Source organism: Kitasatospora sp. NPDC059827 (assembly GCF_042731675.1).
Classification (GTDB): domain Bacteria; phylum Actinomycetota; class Actinomycetes; order Streptomycetales; family Streptomycetaceae; genus Kitasatospora.
Map to the genome: position 1 here is coordinate 41196 of NZ_JBHWIV010000011.1, position 23318 is coordinate 64513.

Here is a 23318-nt window from a genome sequence, read left to right on the forward strand (position 1 = left end):
TCCGGGTTCTCCGGCAGCTCGCCGGATCGCGACGGCGGCCGGGTGGCCGGTAATGGCCGGTTCGCGAGCCGGGTCCGCGTGTCATGGCGGCGGGCGGTGGGCCTGGTTCTCTATCGTCCGTCTGGAACCGTCCAGCCCGCCGATTCCGTTGCGCGTGCGGCCGATCGCGTCAGCCACCGGTCGAGCCAGCAGCCGATCCGACCCCAGGGGGAGTGCTCGATGCCCGGCCCAGAGCAGCAGCTGCGAGCGGAGCGGCAGCGGCCCGCCCCGACCGAGGACAGTGCCGACGTCATCGTGGTCGGCGCCGGACCGGCCGGTTCCACCGCCGCCTACCACCTCGCCCGCACCGGCCTGGACGTCCTGCTGCTGGAGAAGTCCGCCTTCCCGCGCGAGAAGGTCTGCGGCGACGGCCTCACCCCGCGTGCCGTCAAACAGCTGGTCGACATGGGCATCGACGTCTCCGAGGAGGCCGGCTGGCTGCACAACAAGGGCCTGCGGCTGATCTCCGGGCACCGCTCGCTGGAGTTCGACTGGCCCGAGCTCTCCGCCTTCCCCGGCCACGGACTCGTGCGCCGCCGTGCCGACTTCGACGAGCTGCTCGCCCGCCGGGCCGCCGCGGCCGGTGCCCGGCTGATCGAACGGGCCAACGTGGCCGGGCCGTTGACGGACCAGCGGTCCGGCCGGATCACCGGCGTCAGCGCCAAGGTGGGCGAGGAGCGCCGACCCGTCGAGTACCGCGCCCCGCTCGTGGTCGCCGCCGACGGCAACTCCACCCGGCTGTCCGTCGCGATGAAGCGCTACCGGCGCACCGACCGCGCGATGGGCGTGGCCTACCGCACCTACTTCACCACCCCGCGCCACCAGGACCGTTACCTGGAGGCCTGGCTCGACCTGCGCCACCCCGACGACCCGGCCCACCGACTGCTGCCCGGCTACGCCTGGGTGTTCGGCATGGGCGACGGCACCGCCAACGTCGGCCTCGGCGTCCTCGACACCGCGAAGACCGACCTGGACTGGCGCGAGCTGCTGCGGCGCTGGTGCGCCGACCTGCCGCCCGGCTACGGCTACCACCCCGAAGCCGTCACCGAGCCGATCCGCGGCTCCGCCCTGCCGATGGGCCTCAACCGCCAACCCCACTACGCCGACGGCCTGTTGCTGATCGGCGACGCCGGCGGCACGGTCAGCCCCGGCACCGGGGAGGGCATCGCCTACGCGATGGAGTCCGGCCGCTACGCCGCCGAGACCGTCGTCCAGGCGCACGCCCGCCGCACCGACCGCGGCCGTGAACTCGCCCTGCGCGCCTACCCGCAGAAGCTCCGCTCCGCCTACGCGGGCTACTTCGCGCTCGGTCGGCTGGCCGCCGACCTGCTCGGGCGGCCCCGGCTGCTCGGCGCGGCCGGAGCCGCCGGGCTGGGCCACCCGGCGCTGTTGAAGGTGGCGTTCCGGCTGATGGTCAACCTGACCGAGCCCGACTCCAAGGACGCCCTGGACCGGCTGCTCCACCTGCTCGGGCGGGTCGCCCCGGGGCGGTGAGGCCGGCGGCCGGGCCGCTCATCCTTCCGAGTGAGCGGCCCGGCGTCCCGGGCTTGGCCGAAACCGGGGAATCCGGTCGGTCTTCGGCCAAGTCGTGTTGACGAATGATCAGTGAATCCGCTTGCCTGGTGGCGAACCGGCCACGGAGGGTGAGCGCAATGCCCTCCGCGGCTCCTCTCCCACCGATCCTCGTTCGACGGAGACACCGTGCGCCTTCGCCTGCTCGTCGCGCCCCTCGCCGCGGCCGCCGCCCTGACCGCCGTGAGCATTCCCGCCGCCGCCGCCGACACCAGGGCGGCCACCCCGTCCGACCAGTGCTCCGCGGCGTTCTTCGACGGCGACTCCCGCCTCGGCCCCGAGGACCTCCCGACCACCGGCCCGGTCGGCCGCCAACTCCTCGGCTACCAGCGCACCGGCGGCGCCGGCGAGCAGGACTTCCTGACCAAGTACTACGACCCGACCGCCAACGGCGGCAAGGGCGGCTGGATCTACCCGCCGTCCGACGGCTACGTCACCCTCCCCGACGGCAGCCCGGTCGAGTTCGACCTCACCCTGTACCCGAACCAGAACATCGACCGCTACGGCAGCGAGTACGGCTCCTTCCTCGCCCCCGAGGGCCTGCCCTACGCCAACCGCGCGATCCCCCCGCAGAGCCTCGACAGCACCCCGGCGGCCGGCTGCAACTACCACGACTACAAGGTCGTCAAGCCGTTCAAGGTGCACGCCGGCCCGATCGCCCCCTGGTTCAACCAGCCCGGCTGGGGCCTCCAGTACCAGCTCGACGCCGCCCTCGTCCCCAGCGGCCCGGCGAAGCTGAACGTGCTCTGGCTCGTGGAGAACGGCTACCTCGCCCGGATCTGACCGGACTCCGCACCACTGCGTCCCCGTACGCCCGCGCCGGCCGGACCGGCCACCGCCGGATTAATCACTGGCGGGCGCGGCGCGGCGGGAGGTAGGAAGGCGGGGTGACCACCAGTGACCTGGCGACCGACCGGCGCCCCTTCCAGCCCGAGGTCCTCGACCTGGGCGCCTTCCTGCTGCGCCCATGGGGCCGCGCCCTCGACCTGCCCGGCGGCACCGTCGCCGCCGTGACGGCGGCCGCAGCCGACACGGAGATCGCCCGCTGGAACCCCCTGCACGACGCCACCCACCCGGCCGGCGCCGAGGCCTACCTCGACCGCGCCGACCAGCGCTGGGCCGACGGCAGCACCGCCTGCTTCGCCGTCACCGACCGCGCCGACGGCCGGCTGTGCGGCAACGTCGTGCTGCTCTGGACGGACCAGGGCGAGGGCGTCGCCATGGTCGGCTACTGGCTGCTCGCCGCCGCCCGCGGCCGCGGCCTGGCCACCCTCGCCACCACCGCCATCACCGACTGGGGCGTGCGCACCGCCGGGGTGCGCCGCATCGAGCTCTACCACGCCGTCGGCAACGACTCCTCCTGCCGGGTCGCCGCCCGGGCCGGCTTCCCGTACGAGGGCACCCTGCGGGGCTCCTACCGCTACGGCGACGGCCCGTACAACGACGAGCACCTGCATGCCCGCCTGGCCACCGACCCGCCGGTCACCCTCGGCTGAACCCGGGGCCGGACAACCGGGTGACGGGCCGCCCCGGCCTGCCCCGGCCCGCCCCGGCCCGCCCCGGTCTCCGCCGACCCGCGCCCGCCCCCCGCCTCCGCCGGGGCGTCCATCGCCTGTCTACCGGTGCTCCGTAGGTTCCGCCGCAGTAATGTCACCGATCCTCTGGAGCGACATGTTGCGGTTGCGAACGACCGTCCCCGGTCCGGCGGCGGGGGGATCGCCGCCCCGACGCCGGGCCGAGGGGCTGCGCCGGGTCCTGCTGGTCCTGCTGGCGATCCTCCTCCTGCCGATCGGGGCGAACGGGCCGGCGCACGCGGCCCAGGACGACCCGTCCCAGCGCTACCTGAACTTCATCGGGGACCTCCAGCGCAACTTCACCCGTCCGTACCGCGGCGACTACAACGTCACGCTCGACAATGCCACCCCCGTGACGGTCAACCTCTTCGATCTGGTCCACCCGAACCGGGATCAGCCAGTGGGTATGGAGACCGGGCTGATCATCGCGCCGAACGACCTCTACATCTGCGGCTTCTACACCATCCGGGCCGGAGTGTGGACGGTCTACCGCATGCGCGACGACGGCGTCGGCACGTCCAGGGTCGCCCGCGACACGTGGTTCAACCAGCAGCAGCGAGCTCTGGGGGACGGCAGGTACGTCTACCTCAACGACATCGGTGTGGAGTACGGCGACCTCAGGAATGAGAGCGCCAACCGGGACAACCCCTTCACCTTCGAGAACCGCTGGGTGAACATCGACGCCGATACGCTGACGCGCGCCGTCGGAGTCCTGGAGAGCGTCACCTTCAATCGGCGGAATGCGGTGAACGTCGCTCAGCAGACACCGTGGTTGCGCAGCGCTCTGATGGTCCTCGTCGAAGCCCTGGCCGAGGGCACCCGGTTCCGCAATGTCAGGGACGCCATCGGGGCGGCGCTGCGCAGCGGGATCCCGGCCCGCATCGCGCAGTTCGAACCCCAGATCCAGACCTGGAACGCGCGGAGCAGCGACCTGTGGGACGCCAACCAGGACCCGGGCAACTCCTGGTTCGCCGCCAACGCGGCCGCCGTCGGGCTGGCCGTCCTCCAGGTCCGGACGGGGGGTCCGATCTGCCGGATCCCGCGGTCGAGCGACGGCGCGCCCGGGTGCGGCCGCCCGCTGGTGAATGCGAGTTTCAGCACCGGCCGCGACATGTACCTCCTCCAGGGGCCGTTCGTCGCCCGCATCAAGGACGCCGCCGACAACGCCGTCCTGGCCGGAGGGAAGGAGGACACCGTCTCCCACCTGTGGCCGGTCCTGGCGGGCACGCCCTTCGCGAACGGCTTCGACGCGGCCTTCACCCTGCCGGAGGACCCGGACGAGGTGATGCTGTTCCGCGGGGACCAGTACATGCGGATGCGGTTGGACTCCGACGGGAACGCCAAGGTCACCAAGGTGGCGACGACGATCGCGGACGGGTGGCACAGCCTGGCCGGCAGTGACGGCACCAAGCCCTTCACCCAGGGGGTCGACTCGGCCCTGTCGGTGACGAAGAACCAGGTCTTCCTCTTCAAGGGCGACACCTACGTGTCGCTGGAAGTCAACATCGGCAGCTCCACCGACCGCGTGCTCAACGGGCCCAAGCCCATCGGAGACAACTTCAAGGCCCTGGCCAAGGCCGGCTGGACCGACGGGATCAACGCGGCCGTCCGCTGGCCGCAGTCGGAGGGCCCCGACATGGCCTTCGCCGCCTTCTTCCGCGGGAACCAGTGGACCAGGGGATTCGTCGTGGCCGGCGGCCCGGACAGCGACCTCGTCTTCACCGCCGATGCGCTGCGCTGGGGCGTCCTGGCGGGCACGATCTTCGCCGCGGGCGACACCACCGGCATGACGAAGATCCCGCGGGCGGACGACAAGGGCGGCCCGACGAGCACGCCCCCGCCCTCGGCGGCCGGCGTCTCGCTGGTCAACGACGGCACCGGCCGGGTCGCCGACGTCGACCAGGCGAATCCCGCCAGCGGCACCAAGGTCAAGGCCCTGGGCGGGAAGGGGAACCAGGCGCAGAAGTGGAACCTGGACCGCCAGGACGACGGCCGGTTCGCGATCCGCACGGCCCTCGACCCCGGCCAGGTCCTGGACGCCAACGGCAACCGGTCGCAGACCGTGGACGGCACCAGCTACTACACCGCGCTCCAGCGGGACGGCGGTGGTGCGAACCAGCGCTGGCGGCTCGACGCGCTGGGCGGGCAGACCTACCAGCTCGTCACCTCGGACGGCGGCTGCCTGACCGACCAGGGCGAGGACAGGGCCCTGGCCTTCTGGAGGTGCACCGGGGCCTTCGAGCAGCGGTGGCACCTGGAGGGCGGCACCGGCACCGGTGATCCCGGGGGGCCGGGCTCCGCGGGAGCCCCCTTCGACGACTCCGCGGACGACCGGGGGACGAAACCCGCGTCCGCCGGTGACTGCCGGCCGGAGGGGATGACGCCCACGGACGGTGTGTCGGCCCGCTACTGCGACGTCTACGACGGCAGCGGCCGGGAGTGGGTCGGCAACGGCCGTTCCCGGCGCGCGGTGGGCTACTTCACCGGGTGGCGCTCCGGGGCGAAGGGCGATCCGGCGTACCTGGTGTCGAACATCCCCTGGTCGAAGGTGACGCACGTCAACTACGCCTTCGCCAAGGTGGAGGGCGACCGCATCAGCGTCGGCGACGTGAACGACCCGAAGAACCCGGCCACGGGCATGACGTGGGAGGGGGACCGGAACGCGATGGATCCGTCGCTGCCGTACAAGGGGCACTTCAACCTGCTGAACACGTACAAGAAGAAGCACCCGGCGGTGAAGACGCTGATCTCGGTCGGCGGCTGGGCGGACACGCGCGGCTTCTACGCGATGGCGACCAACGCGGACGGCTCGGTCAACCAGGCGGGGATCGACACGTTCGCCGACTCCGTGACGGAGTTCCTGGACCGGTACGGGTTCAACGGTGTCGACATCGACTACGAGTACCCCGGCGCCCTGCCCAGTACGGGCAACCCGCTGGACTGGGACGTGTCCGATCCGCGGCGCAAGGGGCTGCAACAGGGCTACACCGCGCTGATGAAGGCCTTGCGGGCGAAGCTGGACCGGGCCGGTGCGGACAAGGGCCGCTACTACCTGCTGACCTCGGCCGGGTCCGCCTCCGGCTACCTCGTGCGCGGGCTGGACGCCGGCCAGGCGCTCCAGTACCAGGACTTCGTCAACGTCATGAGCTACGACCTGCACGGCTCGTGGAACAAGTACGTCGGCCCGCAGGCCCCGCTGTACGACGACGGCCGCGACAACGAGCTGGCGGACGCCGGGATCTACGACGACCAGCGCGCCGACACCAAGGACTACGGGAAGAACGGGTACTTCAACGTCGACTGGGCCTACCACTACTACCGCGGTGCCCTGCCGCCCGGGCGGATCAACCTCGGCATCCCGTTCTACTCACGCGGCTGGCAGAACGTGCAGGGCGGTACGGACGGCCTGTGGGGCACCTCCGCCATGCCCGACCAGTCCAAGTGCCCGCGGGGCGTGGGCGGCCGGGGGCCGGCCAAGGGCCAGGACTGCGGACTGGGCGCGACCGGCATCGACAACGTGTGGCACGACACGGAGGACGGCCGCGAGGTCGGGGCCGGGTCGAACCCGCTGTGGCACACCAGGAACCTCCAGGAGGGCCGTACCCCCGGCTACCTGAAGGCCTACGGCGTCGACCCCGGCACCGACGCGGGGAAGGCGACCGGTACGTACGCGGAGAAGTACTCCGACCCGCTCCAGTCGTCGTGGCTGTGGAACGACTCCAGGAAGGTGTTCCTGTCGACGGAGAACGAGAAGTCCGTCGACGCGAAGGCGAAGTACATCGCGGACAAGGGCATCGGCGGGGCGATGATCTGGGAGCTCGCCGGTGACTACACCAAGCGCGCGAACGGCGAGTGGGGGATGGGCTACGACCTGACCACCCGGCTCGACAACGCCCTCAAGGGCGCGGGGGCCTCCGGCAACGCCACCGGCGGCGGCAAGTCCCTCCCCTCCCAGGTGATCGACGTCAAGGCCGAGCTGGTGGACTTCCCCACGGCAGTGGCGGACATGTGGCCGATCCAGCCGAAACTGCGGATCACCAACCGGTCCAAGGTCGCCCTCGCCCAGGGCACGGAGATCTCCTTCGACCTCCCCACCTCCACCACGCCGGTGGTGAAGGACGGCGCCTGGAAGGTGATGGGCGGCATCACCCCCGGCCACAGCGGTCCGAACGCGGGGGGCTTGAAGGGCGACTTCCACCGGGTGACGATCAAGCTCGGCTACTGCGAGGACGTTCCGGCCGGCAAGTCGAAGGACATCGACGTCAAGTACTACCTGCCCGTCACCGGGCCGGCGAACGTGACGTTCAGGATCGGCGGGACGGAGTTCGGTTCGACGGGTGACCGGCGCCGCGCCGTGACGACGGTCGACCCGCCCGCCCCGGCGTCCGGCTCCCAGTGTCAGGCCGCGCCGTGGCAGGCGCACGCCTACAACCCGAACCCGTCGTTCGCGTTCTGGCAGACCGGTGACAAGTGGATCATCGAGGACCGCAACAGCGGCAACGTCCTCGACCACCCCGGGAGTTGGGCCGACGCCCACCTGTCGATGAAGCAGGCCGGCAACGCCAACCAGCTGTGGACGGTGAGCGAGGACTCCCAGGGGTGGTACCACATCAAGTCCGGTACCAGCGGCCACGACCAGTGCCTCGGCGCCACCACGGCCAGGGGCACCCTCACCGTGCGGGACTGTGACGGCAAGGTCGACCAGTGGTGGCGCCTGGTGCGGCTCAGCACGGACCAGGCCACCGCGGGCAAGCCGATGCTGGACTCGTGGGCCCCCGGCGGCCCCGTGCACGGCGCCGCCTACGCACTGGGCGGCTTCGTCGGCGGGAACGACGACTGGTGGAAGGTGCCGGCCTACCTCGCCGCACCCGCCAACAGCGCCACCGCCTCCAGCACGAAGATCATCGCGGGGGACACCGACGGGGCCTGGGCCTCGACGGTGTCGTGGAACGGCTCCTACTGGCGCGCCAAGTGGTGGAACAAGGCCACGGACGAGCCCGGCAGGAGCGACGCCTGGCAGAAGCTCGGCCCCACCCCCTGACCGCCCCGCCCCCTGATCGCCCCACCCCCTGACCGCCTCGGACCCCGACCGGAGGGTGCCGGAACTCGGGTAATGACGACCGAGGACCTGGACACCCCCGGCCGGGGCCCCGGTCAGCCGGGGCCCGGCTAGCGGGCGAACTGGGCGAGCTGGATGAGGTTGCCGCAGGTGTCGTCCAGCACCGCGACGGTGACCGGGCCCATCGCCGTGGGCTCCTGGGCGAACCGCACCCCGAGCCGGTGCAGGCGGTCGTACTCGGCGTGCACGTCGTCCACCGCGAACTGGGCGGCCGGGATGCCGTCCTCGACCAGCGCGGTCTTGTACGGCCCGACGGCGCGGTGGGCGTCGGGCTCCAGCAGCAGCTGGGTGCCGTCCGGCTGCTCGGGGGAGACCACGGTGAGCCAGCGGTACGCGCCGAGCGGGACCTCCGCCTTCTTCACGAAGCCCAGCACCTCGGTGTAGAAGCGCAACGCCTTGTCCTGGTCGTCGACGAACACGGTGGTCAGGTTGATCCTCATGGGGTGCCCTCCTACGCGCCCGGGTGGTGGCGGCCGTCGCCGAGCCGATCGTAGATCGCCCGCAGCCAGGGTTGCCGGACGGCGGGCAGCCGGGCGAGGTGGTGGCGCAGCAGGTACCGGTCGGGTTCGAACAGGAAGGCGGGGCGCAGCGGCAGCGGGTCGTCCCGCTCCTCCCCGGCGGGCAGCCTGGTGGCGAGACGGGGCGGCGGGAAGGCCAGGTACGTCCACACCCCGGCGTCCAGCGGGACGGCCACGGTGCCGGAGGGCGCCGGCCAGGCGGCGCCGGTCCACGGGTGGCGGGGGACGAGGGCGATGTCCGGTGCTGGGACGGCTGCCAGGCCGGGCCCGGCCAGGCGCAGGGCGCGGGCCGGGGGGCCGCCGGGGAGCAGCCGGCGCAGGGCACGGCCGAAGGTCTCGGTCGGCAGGCCGGGGGCCGTGGCCACCGGCTCGCCGTCGGAGGCCGCCAGCACCCCGGCCAGGGCCGACCCCACGGCGGCGCTCCAGCGCTCGTTCCACCAGCCGCCCGGCTCGACCGGGGGCGCCGGCGGCACCGTCCAGCCGTCCCCGGCCGGCCGGGCCGGGCCCTCCACCGGGAGGCGCCGCACGGCCTGCGGATGGAGCCACACCGCCTGCCAGCGGTAGCAGTCGTCGATCCGGGCGCCCACCTCGCGCCCGCAGCCCGCGCAGGCCAGGTTCGGGTCGCCGGCCGCCGCGCAGCAGCCCTCGCAGCGCTCGGGCAGCAGTACGGTGGCCCGGGTGTCACCCGGTGCCAGCAGCACCGCGCCGCCGGGGCCGCTCCACAGGCCGTCGACCGGCGCGTACACGCCGCGTTCGGCGGCCTCCGCCGCCGTGATCGCGGACCAGGGGCGCCAGGGCCGTTCGGTCGGCTCCGGGTCGAGGGCGAAGGTGCCCGGCTCCAGCAGCGGCGGCAGGTACCGGTCCCCGCCCTCCCGGTGGGCGTGCGGCGGCAGCGCCACCTCCGTGACCGGCACGGTCAGCTCCGTACCGCACCCGGCACACGCGAACACCGCCACCCGCACTCCTCCCCGTCGACGGACCCCCGGAGTATTCCGGCCCGTGCGGCCCCCGCCAAGCGGTTTTCCGGTGCCCGGGGCGGCCGTTCCCGGCAGGCTGCGCGCCGGGCCGGGGAGCGTCCTAACCTGGAAGGGCGCGCGGTGCGTGACCTGCGCGGGGGAAGCCCCGACGCAGGGTCCGGAGCACGGGAGAGGTGGCCATGACGGTGATCTCGGCGGCCCTGATCGGCACCGACTGGCGGCCCCGGCTGCCCGGCGGCGCCGAGCTGTTGCGCGAGTGCGCCGTGCGGGGCTGGACGGTGGTGCTGACCGGCCCCGGCCCGGCCGGGGTACGGGCACTGACCGTGACCGCCCCCGGTGGCGATGGTGTGCGGGCTGCACTGGCGCTGGTGGGCGGCGGACCCTCGCACGCGGTGGCCGTCGCCGGGAGCGTGCGCGAGGTGCTGGCGGCGCGCCGGGCTGGGGTGCCCTGCGTCGCCCTGGAGGCCGGCGGGGACGCCGGTCCCGAGCTGCGGGCGGCCGGCGCGGTCGAGGTCCACCGCGACGCCGCCGCCCTGCTGCGCGTCCTGGACGACAGCCTGCTCGCCCGTCCCCGGGCCTTCGGGCGCGTGGCCGCCGCAACCGGCGGCCCCCGGAACGGTTAACGCCGGCCCGTACCGGGCAACCGCCCGGGTGCGAGCACGTCACCCGAAGTGTCGGAGGTGACCGAGATGGACGGACCCGCGTTGAGCGGATGGGAGCGGCGGCTCCTCGAGGAGATCGAGTCCGATCTGCGCCAGGACACGCGCCTCGACCGGAAGTTGAGCACGATGGGGGCCAAGCGGCCGAACCGGCTCCTGGACGCCCTGCGCGGCGTCGGACGCCGGATCTCGGTCGGGGTCCTGTTGACCGTACTGGTGATGACGTCGATCTGCGTGGGCATCGGCGTGCGTACCCCGACCACCGCCGTGCTGACCGCCCTCGGGGTGGTCTGGGCCGCCTCGGTGGCGGCCTCGGTGGCCGCCACGGTGCTGCTGCGGCGGCGACGGGCGCCGGGCCGGGACGACGGCGTCGTCGGCGGTACCGGCCCGGACCGGGAGGACGGGCGGGAACGCCGGGAACGCCGGGAACGCGGGGAGGGACGAGAACGCGGGGACGGCCGGGACGGACGTGAGCGAAGGCCCTGGGACCGCCCGGAGGCGTGACGCGACGGGGGCCGAACCATCGAGAGGTGCGCATGAGTACCGACCTGTGGGAGTACCGCCCGGGCTCCCACCCCGCCGCCGACCTCAGCCTGGTCGGGTACGAGGTCCAGGCGACCGACGGACCCCTCGGCCGGGTCGACCAGGACGCCGGCGACCAGCTCGCCGTCGACGCCGGCGCCTGGGTGCCGGGTGCGAGGGTGCTCGTCCCGGTCGGTCTGGTCGCCCGGATCGACCACCTGGACCGCGCCGTCCACCTGGACTGCCCGCGCGCCCGGCTGGGCACCGTCCCGCCGCCCGCCGAGCACCTCACCACCGCCCGCCGGCGCCGAGCTGTGGACCGCTGACCATGGGCTGGCCCGCCACCACCCTGACCGGCCGGACGATCGCCTTCCTGGTCGCCCCGTACGGCGCCGAACAGGAGGAACTGGCCTCGCCCTGGCAGGCGGTGCTCGAAGCCGGCGGGCGCCCGCGCCTGCTCTCCACCGCGCCCGGCCGGGTCCAGGCCGTCCGGCACCGCGCGCCCGGGGACACCTTCGCGGTGGACGCCCCGGTGGCCGGGGCGGACCCGGCCGACTACGCCGGGCTGGTGCTGCCCGGCGGCGTCGCCAGTCCGGACGCGCTGCGGCTCGACCCGGGTGCGGTCGCCTTCGTCCGGGGCTGCTGCGCCGCCGGCCGCCCGGTCGCGGCGATCTGCCACGCCGCCTGGACCCTGATCGAGGCCGACGCCGTCCGCGGCCGCACCCTCACCTCCTGGCCCAGCCTGCGGACCGACCTGGTCAACGCGGGCGCCCAGTGGGTCGACCAGGAGGTGCACGTCTGCCGGGACGGCCCGGGCCCGCTGGTGACCAGCCGCGCGCCGGGCGACCTGCCGGTGTTCGAGGACACCTTCGTCACCGAGTTCGCCCACGCGGCGGCCGGGCGAAGGAAGTGACGCGGGGTCAGAGGGTTCGTCCGAGGGTGCACGTTCGGGGCGGAGGGGCGTGACCGCGCCGGGGTCAGTCCCCGCGCAGGCGGACGAAGGTGGCGGTGGGCGGGCGGCCGGTGAGGGTGACCTCGGCGCGCAGCGGGGCGGTGAGCGGGTGCACCCGGCCGTGGTCGGGGTCGGCGGTGGGCGGGCCGAGCAGCGGCCCGGCCGCCCGGGCGACCTCCCGGGCCTGCACCGGGGTGAGCCGGGGGGTGGTCAACAGCACGCGGCCGTCGCCGAGTTCGAGCACCAGCGCGTGCGGCCGGTCGGCCGGACCGGTCAGGGCGCGGACGGTGGCGTCCTCGGTGTCGCTGCGCCGGTACTTGACCCAGGCCCGGCCCGCGCCGCGCGCCCGGTACGGGGAGGCGGCGGCCTTGCACACCAGGCCCTCCACGCCGGTGTCGGCCAGCTGGGTCATCCACGCCACGGCCTCCGCCCGGTCGGTGGTGGCCAGCACCGGTTGGATCGGCGGCGGGACGTCGGCCAGCGCGGCCAGCAGCAGCCGGCGCCGGTCGGCGAGCGGCAGGCGCCGGACGTCCCGGCCGGGCAGGGCGAGCAGGTCGAAGGCGATCAGCCCGAGCGCGACGTCCGGGGCGGCGGCCCGGGCCTGCCGAGTGTGCAGCAGCTCCTCGAAGGCGAACCGCCCGGCCCGCCAGGCGACCAGTTCGGCGTCCAGCACCAGCCCCTCGGGCAGCCGGGCGACGGCGGCCGCGATCGGCGGGAACTCGGGGGCGAGGTCACGGCCGCTGCGGGACTGCAGGAAGGCCGGCCGGTCGCCGCGGGCGAAGGCGACGCAGCGGAAGCCGTCCAGTTTCAGCTCGTACTGCACGCCGCCCCCGCCCAGCCCGTCGGCGGGCGGCACGGCGGTGACGGCGGCGGGGCGCATCACCTCGACGGGCGGGTGCAGCACCTGCCGCGGCTGGGAGGGCCGCGTCGGGGCTGTGGGGGCTGTGGGGGCCGAGGCGGCCGAGGGTGCGGCACCGGCGGTGGGTGCCGCGGGCAGCGGCCGGGCCTGCTCCGGGTCCAGCAGCGGCGCGAACAGGTCGCCGTGCGCCGCCAGCCGGCCCGGCAGCTCGGCGAGGGTGAACACCAGCTCCGCCTCCCCGCGGGCCCGCTCCAACTCGGCCCAGGCCAGCGGCGCGGAGACCGTCGGCAGCGGCCGGGCCCGCAGGGTGTACGGGGCGGCGGTGGTCTTCTTGGCGTTGTTCTGCGACCAGTCGACCAGCACCCGGCCGCGCCGCCGGGCCTTGGCCATGGTGTGCACCACCAGCTCCGGGTGCTCCGCCTCCAGTGCGGCGGCCAGCGCCTTGGCGTACCCGGAGACCTCGGCGCTGGGCGTGGGCTCGATCGGCACCAGCAGGTGCAGGCCCTTGGAACCGGAGGTCTTCACCCAGGCCGACAGGCCGTCCGCGGCCAGCCGCTCGCGCAGCAGCAGCGCGACCGCCCGGCAGGTGAGCACGTCGGCGCCCTCGCCCGGGTCGAGGTCCAGGACCAGCCGGTCGGCCAGCCCGGGCGCGGCGGCGTGCCACTGCGGGACGTGCAGTTCCAGGCAGCCCAGGTTGGCGACCGCCAGCAGCGCCGCGCCGTTCTCCAGCACCACCTGGCGCAGCTCGCCGCCGGTGCTCGGCACGTCCACCGTGCGCACCCAGTCCGGGGTGCCCGGCGGCGGGTTCTTGGCGACGAACACCTCCGCCTCGACGCCGTCCGGGCAGCGCAGGAAGGAGACCGGGCGGTCCCGCAGGTGGGGCAGCAGGGCGGTGTGCACCGCGGCGTAGTAGCGCAGCACCTCGCCCTTGGGGGTGCCGATGCTCGGGTAGTACACCTTGTCGAGGTGGGACAGGGCGAGGGTGTGCCCGTCGACCGTCATCTGCGGCATCGGCGCTCTCCGGGAGTGCTGCGGTGGTCCCCTCAGCCAGTCTGCCCCGCCCCCGCCGCCCGGGCCCGGCGGCCGGGGCCGGAGCCCGCGGCTGCTCCACCGGGGTCCGGCTCACGGCACCGGGGTCCGGCTCACGGCGCCGGGGCGGGCCGGGGCGCGCCCGGGTAGGTGCCGAAGTACCAGTGGTTGCCCTCCGGGTCGGCCGCGGCGAAGTCGCGCGAGCCGTAGTCGGTCTCGGTCAGGCCGGTGGTGATCCGGGCCCCGGCGGCCACGGCCCGGGCGTGCACGCCGTCCGGGTCGGCGGTGACCACGTACGCGCTGAACGTGCCCGGCTCGCCCCGCCACTGGCCCGGCGCGGTCTCGCGCACCGATCCGAGCATCACGCCGCCGCCCTCCGGCCAGGCCAGTTCGGCGTGCGCCACGAACTCGCCCTCGCCGTAACTGGCCACCTCCTGGAAGCCGAAGGCCTCCACCAGGAAGCGGATCAGGGCGCGGGCGTCGGTCGCGCGCAAGGTGGGCCAGACCTGCGGGGCAGGGGTCTCGGTGTCCATGACTCTCACTCCTCGGATGCGGTGGTTACGCCTCCCACTCTGCGGCCGCCCCCGCCGCCCCGCCTTGGACGTTTCGGAACTTGCCCTCCTCCGGCCCCTCCGCCGCCAGCCAGGCACTCGGCGCCGACCCCGCCAGCGCGCGGAACTCCCGGGCCAGGTGCGCCTGGTCGAAGTAGCCGCAGCGGACCGCCAGTTCCGCCAACCGGGGCGGCGGCGCGCCGGTCGCCAGCAGGTGCCGGGCCCGGTCGAAGCGGATCACCCGGGCGGCGGCCTTCGGGGTCAGCCCGGTCTCCCGGCGGAACCGCTCCTGGAGGTGCCGGGCGCTCCACCCGGTCTCCCGGGCCAGCTCGGCCACCGGCAGCGCCCCGCCGCTGCGCCGCAGCGCCCGCCAGGCCCAGCCCACCTCCGGCGGCACCAGCCCGGACGGCCGGGCGGCCCGCAGCAGCGCCCCGTCCAGTACGGCGAACCGCTCCGCCCAGCCGCTGGCCGCCCGCAGCCGCTCCTGCAACTGCGGGCCGAGCCGGCCGAGCACGTCCTCCGCCGGGACGTCGATCCCGGCCAACTCCCCTGCGGGCAGCCCGAACAGCGCCCGGGCGGCGAGCGGATGCACGGCGATCTGCACCCCGGACTGGGCGCCCTCGTGGGTGATCAGCGCGGGGGAGGTGTGCAGCCCGCCGAGCAGCGTCGGATAGCTGCCGGGCGGCTGCGCCGGATCGGGGTGGCCGGCGATCACCAGCGGCTCGTCCAGGGTGAGGATGAAGGTCAGGTACGGGGAGGGCAGGCCGCGGTGCACGGCCGGGGCGAGGCCGCGCTGGCGGTAGCCGGAGTACCAGGCCACGTACGGGCGCAGCGCCGTCGCGGGCCGGGCGCGGACGGCCTCGTCGACCGGGTCGGTGGCGTGCGTGGTCACGGGTTCCAGTATCGGTGCCCGCGGTCGCGCGCGGGAGCGCGGTCGCCTACGGTGAGGGCACGGTCACCCTGTGAGGGGCGCGGTGCGCCGCCGGGGGATGGCCGCCGGGGGGCAACACCGACGAAGGAGTCCCCGTGACCACTGCCCGAGACATCATGCACACCGGCGCCCAGTGCATCGGCGCCCACCAGACGCTGGACGAGGCCGCGAAGATGATGCGCGACAAGAACGTCGGCGCGCTGCCGATCTGCGGCGACGACCAGAAGCTCCACGGCATCATCACCGACCGCGACATCGTGGTGCGCTGTCTCGCCGAGGGCAAGGACCCGGCCGCCATGACGGCCATCGAACTGGCCGGGCACCTGCACTGCGTGCGGGCCGACGACAGCATGGACACGGTGCTCAAGAAGATGGAGCAGCACCAGATCCGGCGCATCCCGGTGATCGACGGCGACCGGCTGGTCGGCATGATCAGCGAGGCCGACCTGGCGATGGGTCACCGCGAGGGCCACCGGCTGACGGACCAGCAGATCATCGAATTCATGGACAGCGTCTACTCGAAGCGCTGACGCGCCCACCTTGTACGACTGCCCCGCCGTGCCCGCGGCGGGGCCGCTCGCCGTCTCATGGGCTGGATTTTCCTTTCTCGCAAGGCGAGATGCGGGCACAATCGCGCACATGGGAAAGCAGTACGAATGCATCGACGGCCGGCTGCGGCAGTTCATCGAACGCCAGCCCGTCTACTTCGTCGCGACGGCACCGCTGGCCGGTGACGGACACGTCAACCTCTCGCCCAAGGGCCGCTCCGGCACCCTCGCGATCATCGACGAACTCACCCTCGCCTACCTGGACTTCGGCGGCTCGCAGGCCGAGACCATCGCCCACCTGCGGGAGAACGGCCGGATCACCCTGATGTGGTGCGCCTTCGACGGCCCGCCCACCGTGGTGCGGGTGCACGGCCACGGCGAGCCGGTCTTCCGGGACGACCCGCGCTTCGCCGACCTGCTCGCCCGCTTCGAACCCGGGGCGGACGGCTCGGGCCTGCGGGCGATCGTGCTGGTCCGGGCCGAACGGGTCAGCGACTCCTGCGGGTACGCCGTGCCGTTCATGGACTACCGCGCCGACCGCGACCTGCACGCGCAGTACTTCGACCGCAAGGACGAGGACGAGTTCGGCGCCTACTGCGAGCGCAAGCCCCTCGTCGCCACCAGCATCGACGGCCTGCCCGCCCTCCCCCTCCCGCTCCCCGCCCGCCCGACCCCGTCGACCCAGCCGGCCTGAGGGGTCTGCGGGCCGGAGGGGCTGGGCGGCCGGTGACGCGGCGAAGCCGCCGTACCCCGGGGGGTGCGGCGGCTTCGTGGGTGCGTGGGGGCGGCGGGCTTACTTGCCCAGGCCGGCCTTGACGGAGCAGATCGGCCAGGCGCCGGGGCCCTGGGCGGCGAGGACCTTCTCGCCGATCGCGATCTGCTGGGCCTTGGAGGCCATGTGGGCCTGCGGGGCGTACGCGGTGCCGCCGAAGGCCGCCCAGGTGCTGGAGGTGAACTGCAGGCCGCCGTAGAAGCCGTTGCCGTTGTTGATGGCCCAGTTGCCGGTGGCCTCACAGGAGGCGACCTTGTCCCAGACCGACGCCGGCGCGGCGGAGGCGCTGGTGGCCGTGACGAGGCCGGCCACCGGCAGCGCGGTGAGCGCCCCGGCCATCAGAGCCATCCGGACGCGGTTGCGGCGCTTCGGGGTGGCAGTGGTGGTGGCAGCGGCAGTCTCGTTACGGAAGGTCATGCGTTTCCTTTCGGAGGGGGTGTGCGGGCGTGCGGAACCAGGCCCTCGGAAGGCCGTCGGTTGCGGGGACGCATCGCTCGCGCGGTCCGGCACCGTTCCTGCCCGGGGGCCGTGGGGCCCGGCCGGAGCGGAATCGCTCGGTGCAACGAGTTCGAAGGTACGGGGGTGGTCGTGGCGGTTTCAAGGAATCGCAGGTTCGAGCACGTCAGAGGCCTGTTACCGCAGGTAGCGATCACGAAAATAAGGTGATTCCGACCGATTTGCGGCTATTTCCAAGATCAAACCACCCCCGGAAGTGGCCCCGGTCACCGCGAAGGCCGTGTGAGGCCGCGCACACCGTCGACAGCGCGTGACGGCCCGCCCGCCCCCGGTACCGGCGCGGCACCGCCGCGGGCCCGCCCGGGTGGCCCGCGCCACAGCCCTCACCCGGAGTGCCCCCGCCGGCCACCCACGGTGGCGGGCATAGCCTTCCGCCCATGAGCAATGACAGCGATGCGGCCGACACCGGGGCCGTCGAGGGCGCGGGCCGACCGGCCGGCGCCGAGCGCGGGGAGCACCAGCCGGCCGTCGCGCCGAGCGGCTTCGAGCTGGGGACCGACGGACCCAAGGTGATCCTGGCGGGCCTGGACGGCTCCGACTCCTCCTGGCGCGCCACCGCCTACGCCGCCGGACTGGCCCGCCGGCAGGGCGCCCAGCTGGCCGTCGCCTACGTCCAGCCGATACTCGGCGCCGCCACCGCCCTGGCCGGGGCCGCCGTGGAGGAGACCACCCAGGAGGTCGCCGACGAGCTGCTGGCCGCGCTGCGCGAGGCCGAGCAGCGGGTGAGCGAGGTCTGGCGGGTGGAGTGGCGCTTCCTCACCCTGCGTGGCGACCCCTACACCGGCCTCGCCAAGCTCGCCGACGAGCTGCGCGCCGACGCCGTGGTGGTCGGCGTCTCGGAGCAGGCCGGGCACAAGGTGATCGGCTCGGTCGCGGTCCGGCTGGTCAAGGCCGGCCGCTGGCCGGTCACCGTCGTGCCGTAGCCGTAGCCGTAGCCGTAGCCGTAGCCGTAGCCGTAATACGTAATAGGGGTGGCGGTTGTAGGGGTGGCCGCAGTGGTACGGGCCCGGACCGCCCGCCGGGCGGCGCCGGAGCGGCGGGTAGGGTGCGTGACCATGACGGAGACGTCGGGCGCGCACCCCACCGAGCCGGCCCACCCGACCGGTAACGACCTGCACCTGGACCTGCCCGCCACCGGCGGCCGCCGCGCCGCACTGATGGCCGCGCTGCGCGAGGCGATCCGCAGCGGCAGACTTGCCCCCGGCACCCGACTGCCGCCCTACCGGGCCCTGGCCACCGACCTCGGCCTGGCCCGCAACACCGCCGCCGAGGCCTACGCCGAGCTCGTCGCCGAGGGCTGGCTCACCGCCCGCCAGGGCTCCGGCACCACCGTCGCCGACCGCGCCGCACCCGTCCCGCCTGCCCGGGCCCGCCGCCCCGCGCGCCGCCCCGGACCGGCGCACGACCTGCGCCAGGGCCAGCCCGACGCCGCCTCCTTCCCCCGCGCCGCCTGGCTGGCCGCCGCCCGCCGGGCCCTCACCGCCGCCCCGAACGAGGCCTTCGGGCCGGGCGACCCCCAGGGCCGGCCCGAACTGCGCGCCGTCCTCGCCGACTACCTCGCCCGGGCCCGCGGCGTGCGCACCGACCCCGACCGGATCGTGGTCTGCTCCGGCTTCGCCCACGCGCTGCGCCTGCTCTTCGACGGCGCCGCGCCCGCCCTGCCGCCCGCCGACCAGGGGCCGCTGGCCGTCGAGGCGTACGGGCTGGGCTTCCACCGCGGGCTGCTGGCCGCCGCCGGCGTCACCGCCGTCCCGCTGCCGATCGACGAACAGGGCGCCCGGATCACGGAGTTGGCCCGGTACCCGGAGGTCCGGACGGTCCTGCTCACCCCCGCCCACCAGTTCCCGACCGGCGGCCCGCTGCACGCCGGGCGCCGCGCCGCCGTGATCGACTGGGCGCGCGGACGCGGCGGGCTCGTCCTGGAGGACGACTACGACGGGGAGTTCCGCTACGACCGCCAGCCGGTCGGCGCCGTCCAGGGGCTCGACCCCGACCGGGTCGTCTACCTCGGCAGCGCCAGCAAGAGCCTGAGCCCGGCGCTGCGCCTCGGCTGGATGGTCCTGCCGGACCACCTGGTCGACCGGGTGCTCGCCGCGAAGGGCGAACGCGAGGCCTGGGTCAGTGCGTTGGACCAGCTGACGCTCGCCGAGTTCATCGACTCCGGCGGCTACGACCGCCACCTGCGCCGGATGCGCCGCCGCTACCGGGACCGCCGCGACCAGCTGGTGGCCGCGCTGGCCGTCCACGCCCCGCACATCGAGGTGTCCGGCATCGCGGCCGGCCTGCACGCCGTGCTGCGGCTCGCCCCCGGCACCGAACGGTCCGTTCTCCAGGCCGCCGCCCACCGCGGCCTGGCGGTCGAGGGGCTCGCCGACTACCGGCACCCGGCAGCCGATCCGGCGGCGACGCCCGCCGTCGACGGCCTGGTGGTCGGCTACGCCACGCCGCCGGACCACGCCTGGCCGGCCGCGCTCCGGGCACTGTGCGACGTCCTGCCGGCGCCGGCCTGAGCACCTACCGGCCTGAGCACACCGGCCTCAGCGCACCGGGCCGGGCGCACCGGCCCGAGCAGGTCGTCCGGGTGCGCGGCGAAGGATAGGGCACCGGCGGTTCCGCCGGGCCGGAACGCGGACGGTCGGTCCCCGGCGTCCGCCCGCCGCTCGTACGCGAGTACGGGTTCGGGCCGAGGAGGGCGGCCCCGACGGCGCCGCCCCCTACGCTCCTTGGACATGCGCAGAACACATCTGAGCCGTGCCGCGCTCGCCGTGGGCCCGGCCCTCGCCGCCGGACTGCTGCTGGTGGCACCCGCCCGGGCCGCCGACAGCCCGCTGCCCCTGACGGCGGTCTCCGACCACCAGACGACCGGCCGGGGAGGTGAGTTCACACTGACCCTGACGCTCACCAACCCGTACGACACCCCAATCCAGTTCGTCTACCAGAGCGTCCAGGAGACGTACGACACCAGCCTGGTGAAGGGGCTCAAGTACACCGCCACGGCCTGCGGCACCCAGACCAACGGGTGCAGCGACAACGTGCACGGCGGCATCGCCCGCTACGACGTCCCGCTCGCCCCCGGCGCCAGCAGCACCTTCACGGTCACCTACGCCGTGGCCCCGGACTCGGCCTGCGGCCAGGGCGTCCGGATCGACTTCTACTCGTACCTGTACTACGAGTACCAGGGCGGTCTGGCCAACAACTCCGGCATCCTGGGCATCCCCGGTACCCAGGTCGCCTGCTGATCCACCCCCTTCCCCCCGGCGCGGCCCTCGCGGCCGCACCCCCCGTACACCCGTCAGGTGCCGGCCACCCCCGTACCGGCACCTGACGGGCCTTCCGCATGCGTCGGAGCCGGTGTCGGAGCCGGAGCCGGTGCCGGGCTCGGTGTCTGAGCCGGGTGGCAGGATCGGGCCATGCCCGACCACGCATGGATGCCGTACCGCCCCGGACCGGACGACGACCTGTTGCTGCCCTACGGGCTGTACGCCGCCCTGCGGGAGCAGGTGGGCCCGGAGCACACCTCCCGGGTCGGCGGGCTGCTGCGCCCCTCGCTGGAGCTGCGCACGGACGTCGCCGAGGACGAGCCCGGCTGGACGTCCGTCGGGCGGACCGGCGGATCGGCGGCGCTGCCGCCTGGCATCGACTGGCCCGAGGGCGACGGCCACCCGATGGAACTGCTCGCCCAACTCGACTGCGCCCGGCTGGCGGAGGCCTTCCGGGCCGGTGGCGGCGGGCGCTGGCCGCTGCCGGTCGAGGGCCTGCTGCTGTTCTTCCACGACCCGATGCCCGCCGACCTCGACGGGGAGAGCTGCCGGGTGCTGCACGTCCCGCCCGGGAGCCCGGAGCGTCCGGCCCCGCCGGACCCGGACGGCCTGGAGCCGCTGCCCGCTCGGCCGGTCCGGGCGCGCTGGGCCCGGTCGGCGCCCTCCTACCTGGAGGACGAGCTGCGGGCGCTGCTCGCGGGCGACTACCTGGTGGCCATGGGCGTCTCGGACGCCTGCCGCGAGCACCTCGGCGGGGCCGACGTCCGGCTCCTGGGGTGGTGCGACAGCGACAACACCACCCGCCCCGACGGGCACCGGCCGCTGCTCCAGGTCGAGGGTTCGGCGGTGGAGGCGCGGTGGGGCGAACTCGTCAACGTCTCGTTCTGGATCACCGAGGAGGACCTGGCCGCAGGCCGCCTCGACCGGGTGCGGCAGGGCCTGGAGGTCGCCTGAGCGGTGCGCCGGGTTGACGGCGGGAGGCCGTGCGGCAGGAGGGCGCGCGGGATGGGGTGGGGCCGGTGGGGCGCCCGGGGCACGGGGTGCGCACTCGCGAACGGGTGTTCCGGTGACGATAGCGGCCCGTGGGGGCGGATCACCGGAGATTCACCCTATCGGGGGGTAGTGGGCCGCCGTACGGGCTCCGTCGGGTTCTGGTGATCTAGGGTTCCGGATGGGCCGCCGGGCGATGGCGGTCGTCCTCTCGATACTCGCCAACTTCCCCACCAGCTCGCGGATCTGATGATCCGTTGCGGAGCATGCCCCGGAACCGGAGCGGTACCGGCCCCGGCTGCGTGATCCGACCACACGAATGGAGACCCCTGCCGATGTCCGTGGACACGACGAGCCCGGAGACACAGCAGGACCGGCAGCAGAGCCTCGCGACGGCCGCTGCCCGCAACCTTGCCACCACGACCAAGTCCGCCCCGCAGATGCAGGAGATCACCTCCCGCTGGCTGCTCAAGGTGCTCCCGTGGGTCGAGGCCCACGGTGGTGCGTACCGGGTCAACCGACGGCTCACCTACACCGTCGGCAACGGCGTGGTGGAGTTCATCAAGACCGGATCCCAGGTCCGCGTGATCCCGGCCGAGCTGGGCGAACTCGCCCTGCTGCGCGGCTACGAGGACGAGGAGGTGCTGACCGCCCTCGCCGACCGCTGCCAGCAGCGCGACTTCGGCCCCGGCGAGGTGCTCACCACCCAGGGCGAGGCGGCCGACCGGATCTTCCTGATCGCGCACGGCAAGATCAACAAGATCGGCACCGGCAAGTACGGTGACGAGACCGTGGTCGGCGTGGCCGCCGACGGCGACCGCTTCGGCGACGACTCGCTGCTGAACCCGGACGCGGTCTGGGAGTACACGGCGAAGACCACCACCTCCGGGGTCGCCCTCACCCTGAGCCGGGACGACTTCGCCCGCATCCGGGACAACGCGCCGAGCCTCCAGGAGCACCTGGCGACGTTCCTGTCCCTGCCGCTGCAGGCCCAGAACGAGCGCGGCGAGGCCGAGATCGCCATGTCGGCCGGCCACCGCGGCGAGTACGAACTCCCCGGCGCCTTCGTGGACTACGAGCTCAAGCCGCGCGAGTACGAGCTGAGCGTCGCCCAGACCATCCTCAAGATCCACACCCGCGTCGCGGACCTGTACAACCAGCCGATGAACCAGACCGAGCACCAGCTCCGGCTGACCATCGAGGCCCTGCGCGAGCGGCAGGAGCACGAGATGATCAACAACCCGGAGTTCGGCCTGCTCAACAACGCCGACTTCGACCAGCGGATCCAGACCCACTCCGGCCCGCCCACCCCGGACGACCTGGACGAGCTGCTCAACCGCCGCCGTGACCCGGACTACCTGCTGGCCCACCCCAAGGCCATCGCCGCGATCGGCCGCGAGTTCAACGCCCGGGGCATCTACCCGCACCACGTCGACCTCGGCGGGCAGCAGGTCCCGGCCTGGCGCGGGGTTCCGATCCTGCCGTGCAGCAAGATCCCGATCACCAAGGAGAACACCAGCTCGATCCTGGTGATCCGTACCGGTGAGGACAACCAGGGCGTCATCGGCCTGCACCAGACCGGGCTGCCGGACGAGTACCAGCCCTCGCTCTCGGTCCGCTTCATGGGGATCGACGAGAAGGCGATCATCTCCTACCTGGTCAGCGCCTACTACTCCTGCGCGATCCTGGTGCCGGACGCGGTCGGTGTGCTGGAGAACGTCGAGATCGCGCACCGCCGCCACTGAGCGCGCGGAACGGCGGGCGCGGGCCGTAACCGGTCGGCGCGAAGATCGTTTCACCTGATGGCGGACGGCCCGCCCCGGAGGCGGGCCGTCCGCCTGATCGCGTCTGAATGCGCATGGTCGTACCCGATCGGCTCTGATTCGGATCCGACCACTGCTGCCCGTTCCTGTCGGCCGATCAGCCAAAT

The 23318-nt window shown here is 74.0% G+C and carries 21 protein-coding genes and 1 pseudogene; 15 read left to right on the forward strand and 7 right to left on the reverse strand.

Annotation, left to right across the window (positions count from 1 at the left end):
- Positions 1-219 precede the first annotated feature (219 nt).
- The 4 genes from ACFV8H_RS09610 to ACFV8H_RS09625 all read left to right on the forward strand — a co-directional run bounded on the left by ACFV8H_RS09610 (position 220) and on the right by ACFV8H_RS09625 (position 8226).
- A complete protein-coding gene (locus tag ACFV8H_RS09610) occupies positions 220-1533 on the forward strand; it encodes a geranylgeranyl reductase family protein (protein WP_380397980.1) in 1314 nt (437 codons plus the stop codon).
- A 207-nt stretch (positions 1534-1740) separates the two neighbouring features.
- The gene (locus ACFV8H_RS09615; RefSeq protein ID WP_380397982.1) at positions 1741-2394 is read left to right on the forward strand and encodes a TNT domain-containing protein; all 654 of its coding nucleotides are present in this window, start codon (positions 1741-1743) and stop codon (positions 2392-2394) included.
- Between the two features lie 104 nt (positions 2395-2498).
- Positions 2499-3107, forward strand: a complete 609-nt coding sequence (locus ACFV8H_RS09620) for a GNAT family N-acetyltransferase (protein ID WP_380397984.1) — start codon at positions 2499-2501, stop codon at positions 3105-3107.
- 178 nt (positions 3108-3285) lie between these two features.
- Positions 3286-8226, forward strand: coding sequence for a glycosyl hydrolase family 18 protein (locus ACFV8H_RS09625; protein ID WP_380397986.1), 4941 nt, complete (start codon positions 3286-3288; stop codon positions 8224-8226).
- 128 nt (positions 8227-8354) lie between these two features.
- On the opposite strand, the gene ACFV8H_RS09630 is transcribed toward ACFV8H_RS09625, so the two are convergent.
- Positions 8355-8744, reverse strand: a complete 390-nt coding sequence (locus ACFV8H_RS09630; RefSeq protein WP_380397988.1) for a VOC family protein — start codon at positions 8742-8744, stop codon at positions 8355-8357.
- Positions 8745-8755: 11 nt separating this feature from the next.
- Positions 8756-9736 (reverse strand): hypothetical protein, encoded by a 981-nt coding sequence (locus tag ACFV8H_RS09635; RefSeq protein ID WP_380397990.1) that lies wholly within the window; start codon positions 9734-9736, stop codon positions 8756-8758.
- A gap of 242 nt (positions 9737-9978) precedes the next feature.
- Here ACFV8H_RS09635 and ACFV8H_RS09640 point away from each other — a divergent pair, with 242 nt between their 5' ends.
- From ACFV8H_RS09640 to ACFV8H_RS09655, 4 genes are all read left to right on the forward strand, one after another.
- Positions 9979-10422 (forward strand): HAD family hydrolase, encoded by a 444-nt coding sequence (locus ACFV8H_RS09640; RefSeq protein WP_380397992.1) that lies wholly within the window; start codon positions 9979-9981, stop codon positions 10420-10422.
- 66 nt (positions 10423-10488) lie between these two features.
- Complete coding sequence (locus ACFV8H_RS09645) at positions 10489-10962, forward strand: hypothetical protein (protein WP_380397994.1); 474 nt, start codon at positions 10489-10491, stop codon at positions 10960-10962.
- 32 nt (positions 10963-10994) lie between these two features.
- A complete protein-coding gene (locus tag ACFV8H_RS09650) occupies positions 10995-11306 on the forward strand; it encodes a PRC-barrel domain containing protein (protein ID WP_380397996.1) in 312 nt (103 codons plus the stop codon).
- Positions 11307-11308: 2 nt separating this feature from the next.
- Positions 11309-11893, forward strand: coding sequence for a type 1 glutamine amidotransferase domain-containing protein (locus ACFV8H_RS09655; RefSeq protein ID WP_380397998.1), 585 nt, complete (start codon positions 11309-11311; stop codon positions 11891-11893).
- Positions 11894-11957: 64 nt separating this feature from the next.
- Here the strand turns inward: ACFV8H_RS09655 and ACFV8H_RS09660 are convergent, their stop codons facing one another.
- The 4 genes and pseudogenes from ACFV8H_RS09660 to ACFV8H_RS09675 form a co-directional block, all read right to left on the reverse strand.
- Positions 11958-12812, reverse strand: a complete 855-nt coding sequence (locus ACFV8H_RS09660; protein ID WP_380398154.1) for a DNA ligase — start codon at positions 12810-12812, stop codon at positions 11958-11960.
- Between the two features lie 111 nt (positions 12813-12923).
- A pseudogene (ligD, locus tag ACFV8H_RS09665) lies at positions 12924-13802 on the reverse strand (non-homologous end-joining DNA ligase); the annotation flags it as partial.
- A gap of 131 nt (positions 13803-13933) precedes the next feature.
- Positions 13934-14353: a VOC family protein gene (locus ACFV8H_RS09670; protein ID WP_375886761.1), complete on the reverse strand. Its 420-nt coding sequence runs from the start codon at positions 14351-14353 to the stop codon at positions 13934-13936.
- Between the two features lie 25 nt (positions 14354-14378).
- Positions 14379-15263, reverse strand: a complete 885-nt coding sequence (locus tag ACFV8H_RS09675) for a helix-turn-helix domain-containing protein (RefSeq protein WP_380398000.1) — start codon at positions 15261-15263, stop codon at positions 14379-14381.
- A gap of 134 nt (positions 15264-15397) precedes the next feature.
- Between ACFV8H_RS09675 and ACFV8H_RS09680 the strand changes: the two genes are divergently transcribed.
- Positions 15398-15832, forward strand: a complete 435-nt coding sequence (locus ACFV8H_RS09680; RefSeq protein WP_375886767.1) for a CBS domain-containing protein — start codon at positions 15398-15400, stop codon at positions 15830-15832.
- Between the two features lie 109 nt (positions 15833-15941).
- Positions 15942-16544 carry a pyridoxamine 5'-phosphate oxidase family protein gene (locus ACFV8H_RS09685; RefSeq protein ID WP_380398002.1) on the forward strand — a complete coding sequence of 201 codons (603 nt, stop codon included), beginning with the start codon at positions 15942-15944 and terminating at the stop codon, positions 16542-16544.
- A 99-nt stretch (positions 16545-16643) separates the two neighbouring features.
- Here ACFV8H_RS09685 and ACFV8H_RS09690 read toward each other — a convergent pair whose 3' ends face one another.
- Complete coding sequence (locus ACFV8H_RS09690) at positions 16644-17039, reverse strand: transglycosylase family protein (RefSeq protein WP_375886773.1); 396 nt, start codon at positions 17037-17039, stop codon at positions 16644-16646.
- A 476-nt stretch (positions 17040-17515) separates the two neighbouring features.
- On the opposite strand from ACFV8H_RS09690, the gene ACFV8H_RS09695 reads away from it, so the two are divergent.
- From ACFV8H_RS09695 to ACFV8H_RS09715, 5 genes are all read left to right on the forward strand, one after another.
- Positions 17516-18061: a universal stress protein gene (locus tag ACFV8H_RS09695; protein ID WP_380398004.1), complete on the forward strand. Its 546-nt coding sequence runs from the start codon at positions 17516-17518 to the stop codon at positions 18059-18061.
- A gap of 132 nt (positions 18062-18193) precedes the next feature.
- Entirely contained in the window at positions 18194-19648 is a 1455-nt protein-coding gene (locus tag ACFV8H_RS09700; RefSeq protein ID WP_380398006.1) for a PLP-dependent aminotransferase family protein, read from the forward strand.
- Between the two features lie 219 nt (positions 19649-19867).
- Complete coding sequence (locus ACFV8H_RS09705) at positions 19868-20377, forward strand: hypothetical protein (RefSeq protein ID WP_380398008.1); 510 nt, start codon at positions 19868-19870, stop codon at positions 20375-20377.
- A gap of 171 nt (positions 20378-20548) precedes the next feature.
- Positions 20549-21352 (forward strand): DUF1963 domain-containing protein, encoded by an 804-nt coding sequence (locus ACFV8H_RS09710; protein WP_380398010.1) that lies wholly within the window; start codon positions 20549-20551, stop codon positions 21350-21352.
- 371 nt (positions 21353-21723) lie between these two features.
- Entirely contained in the window at positions 21724-23133 is a 1410-nt protein-coding gene (locus tag ACFV8H_RS09715) for a family 2B encapsulin nanocompartment shell protein (protein WP_380398012.1), read from the forward strand.
- The last annotated feature ends 185 nt before the right edge of the window (positions 23134-23318 follow it).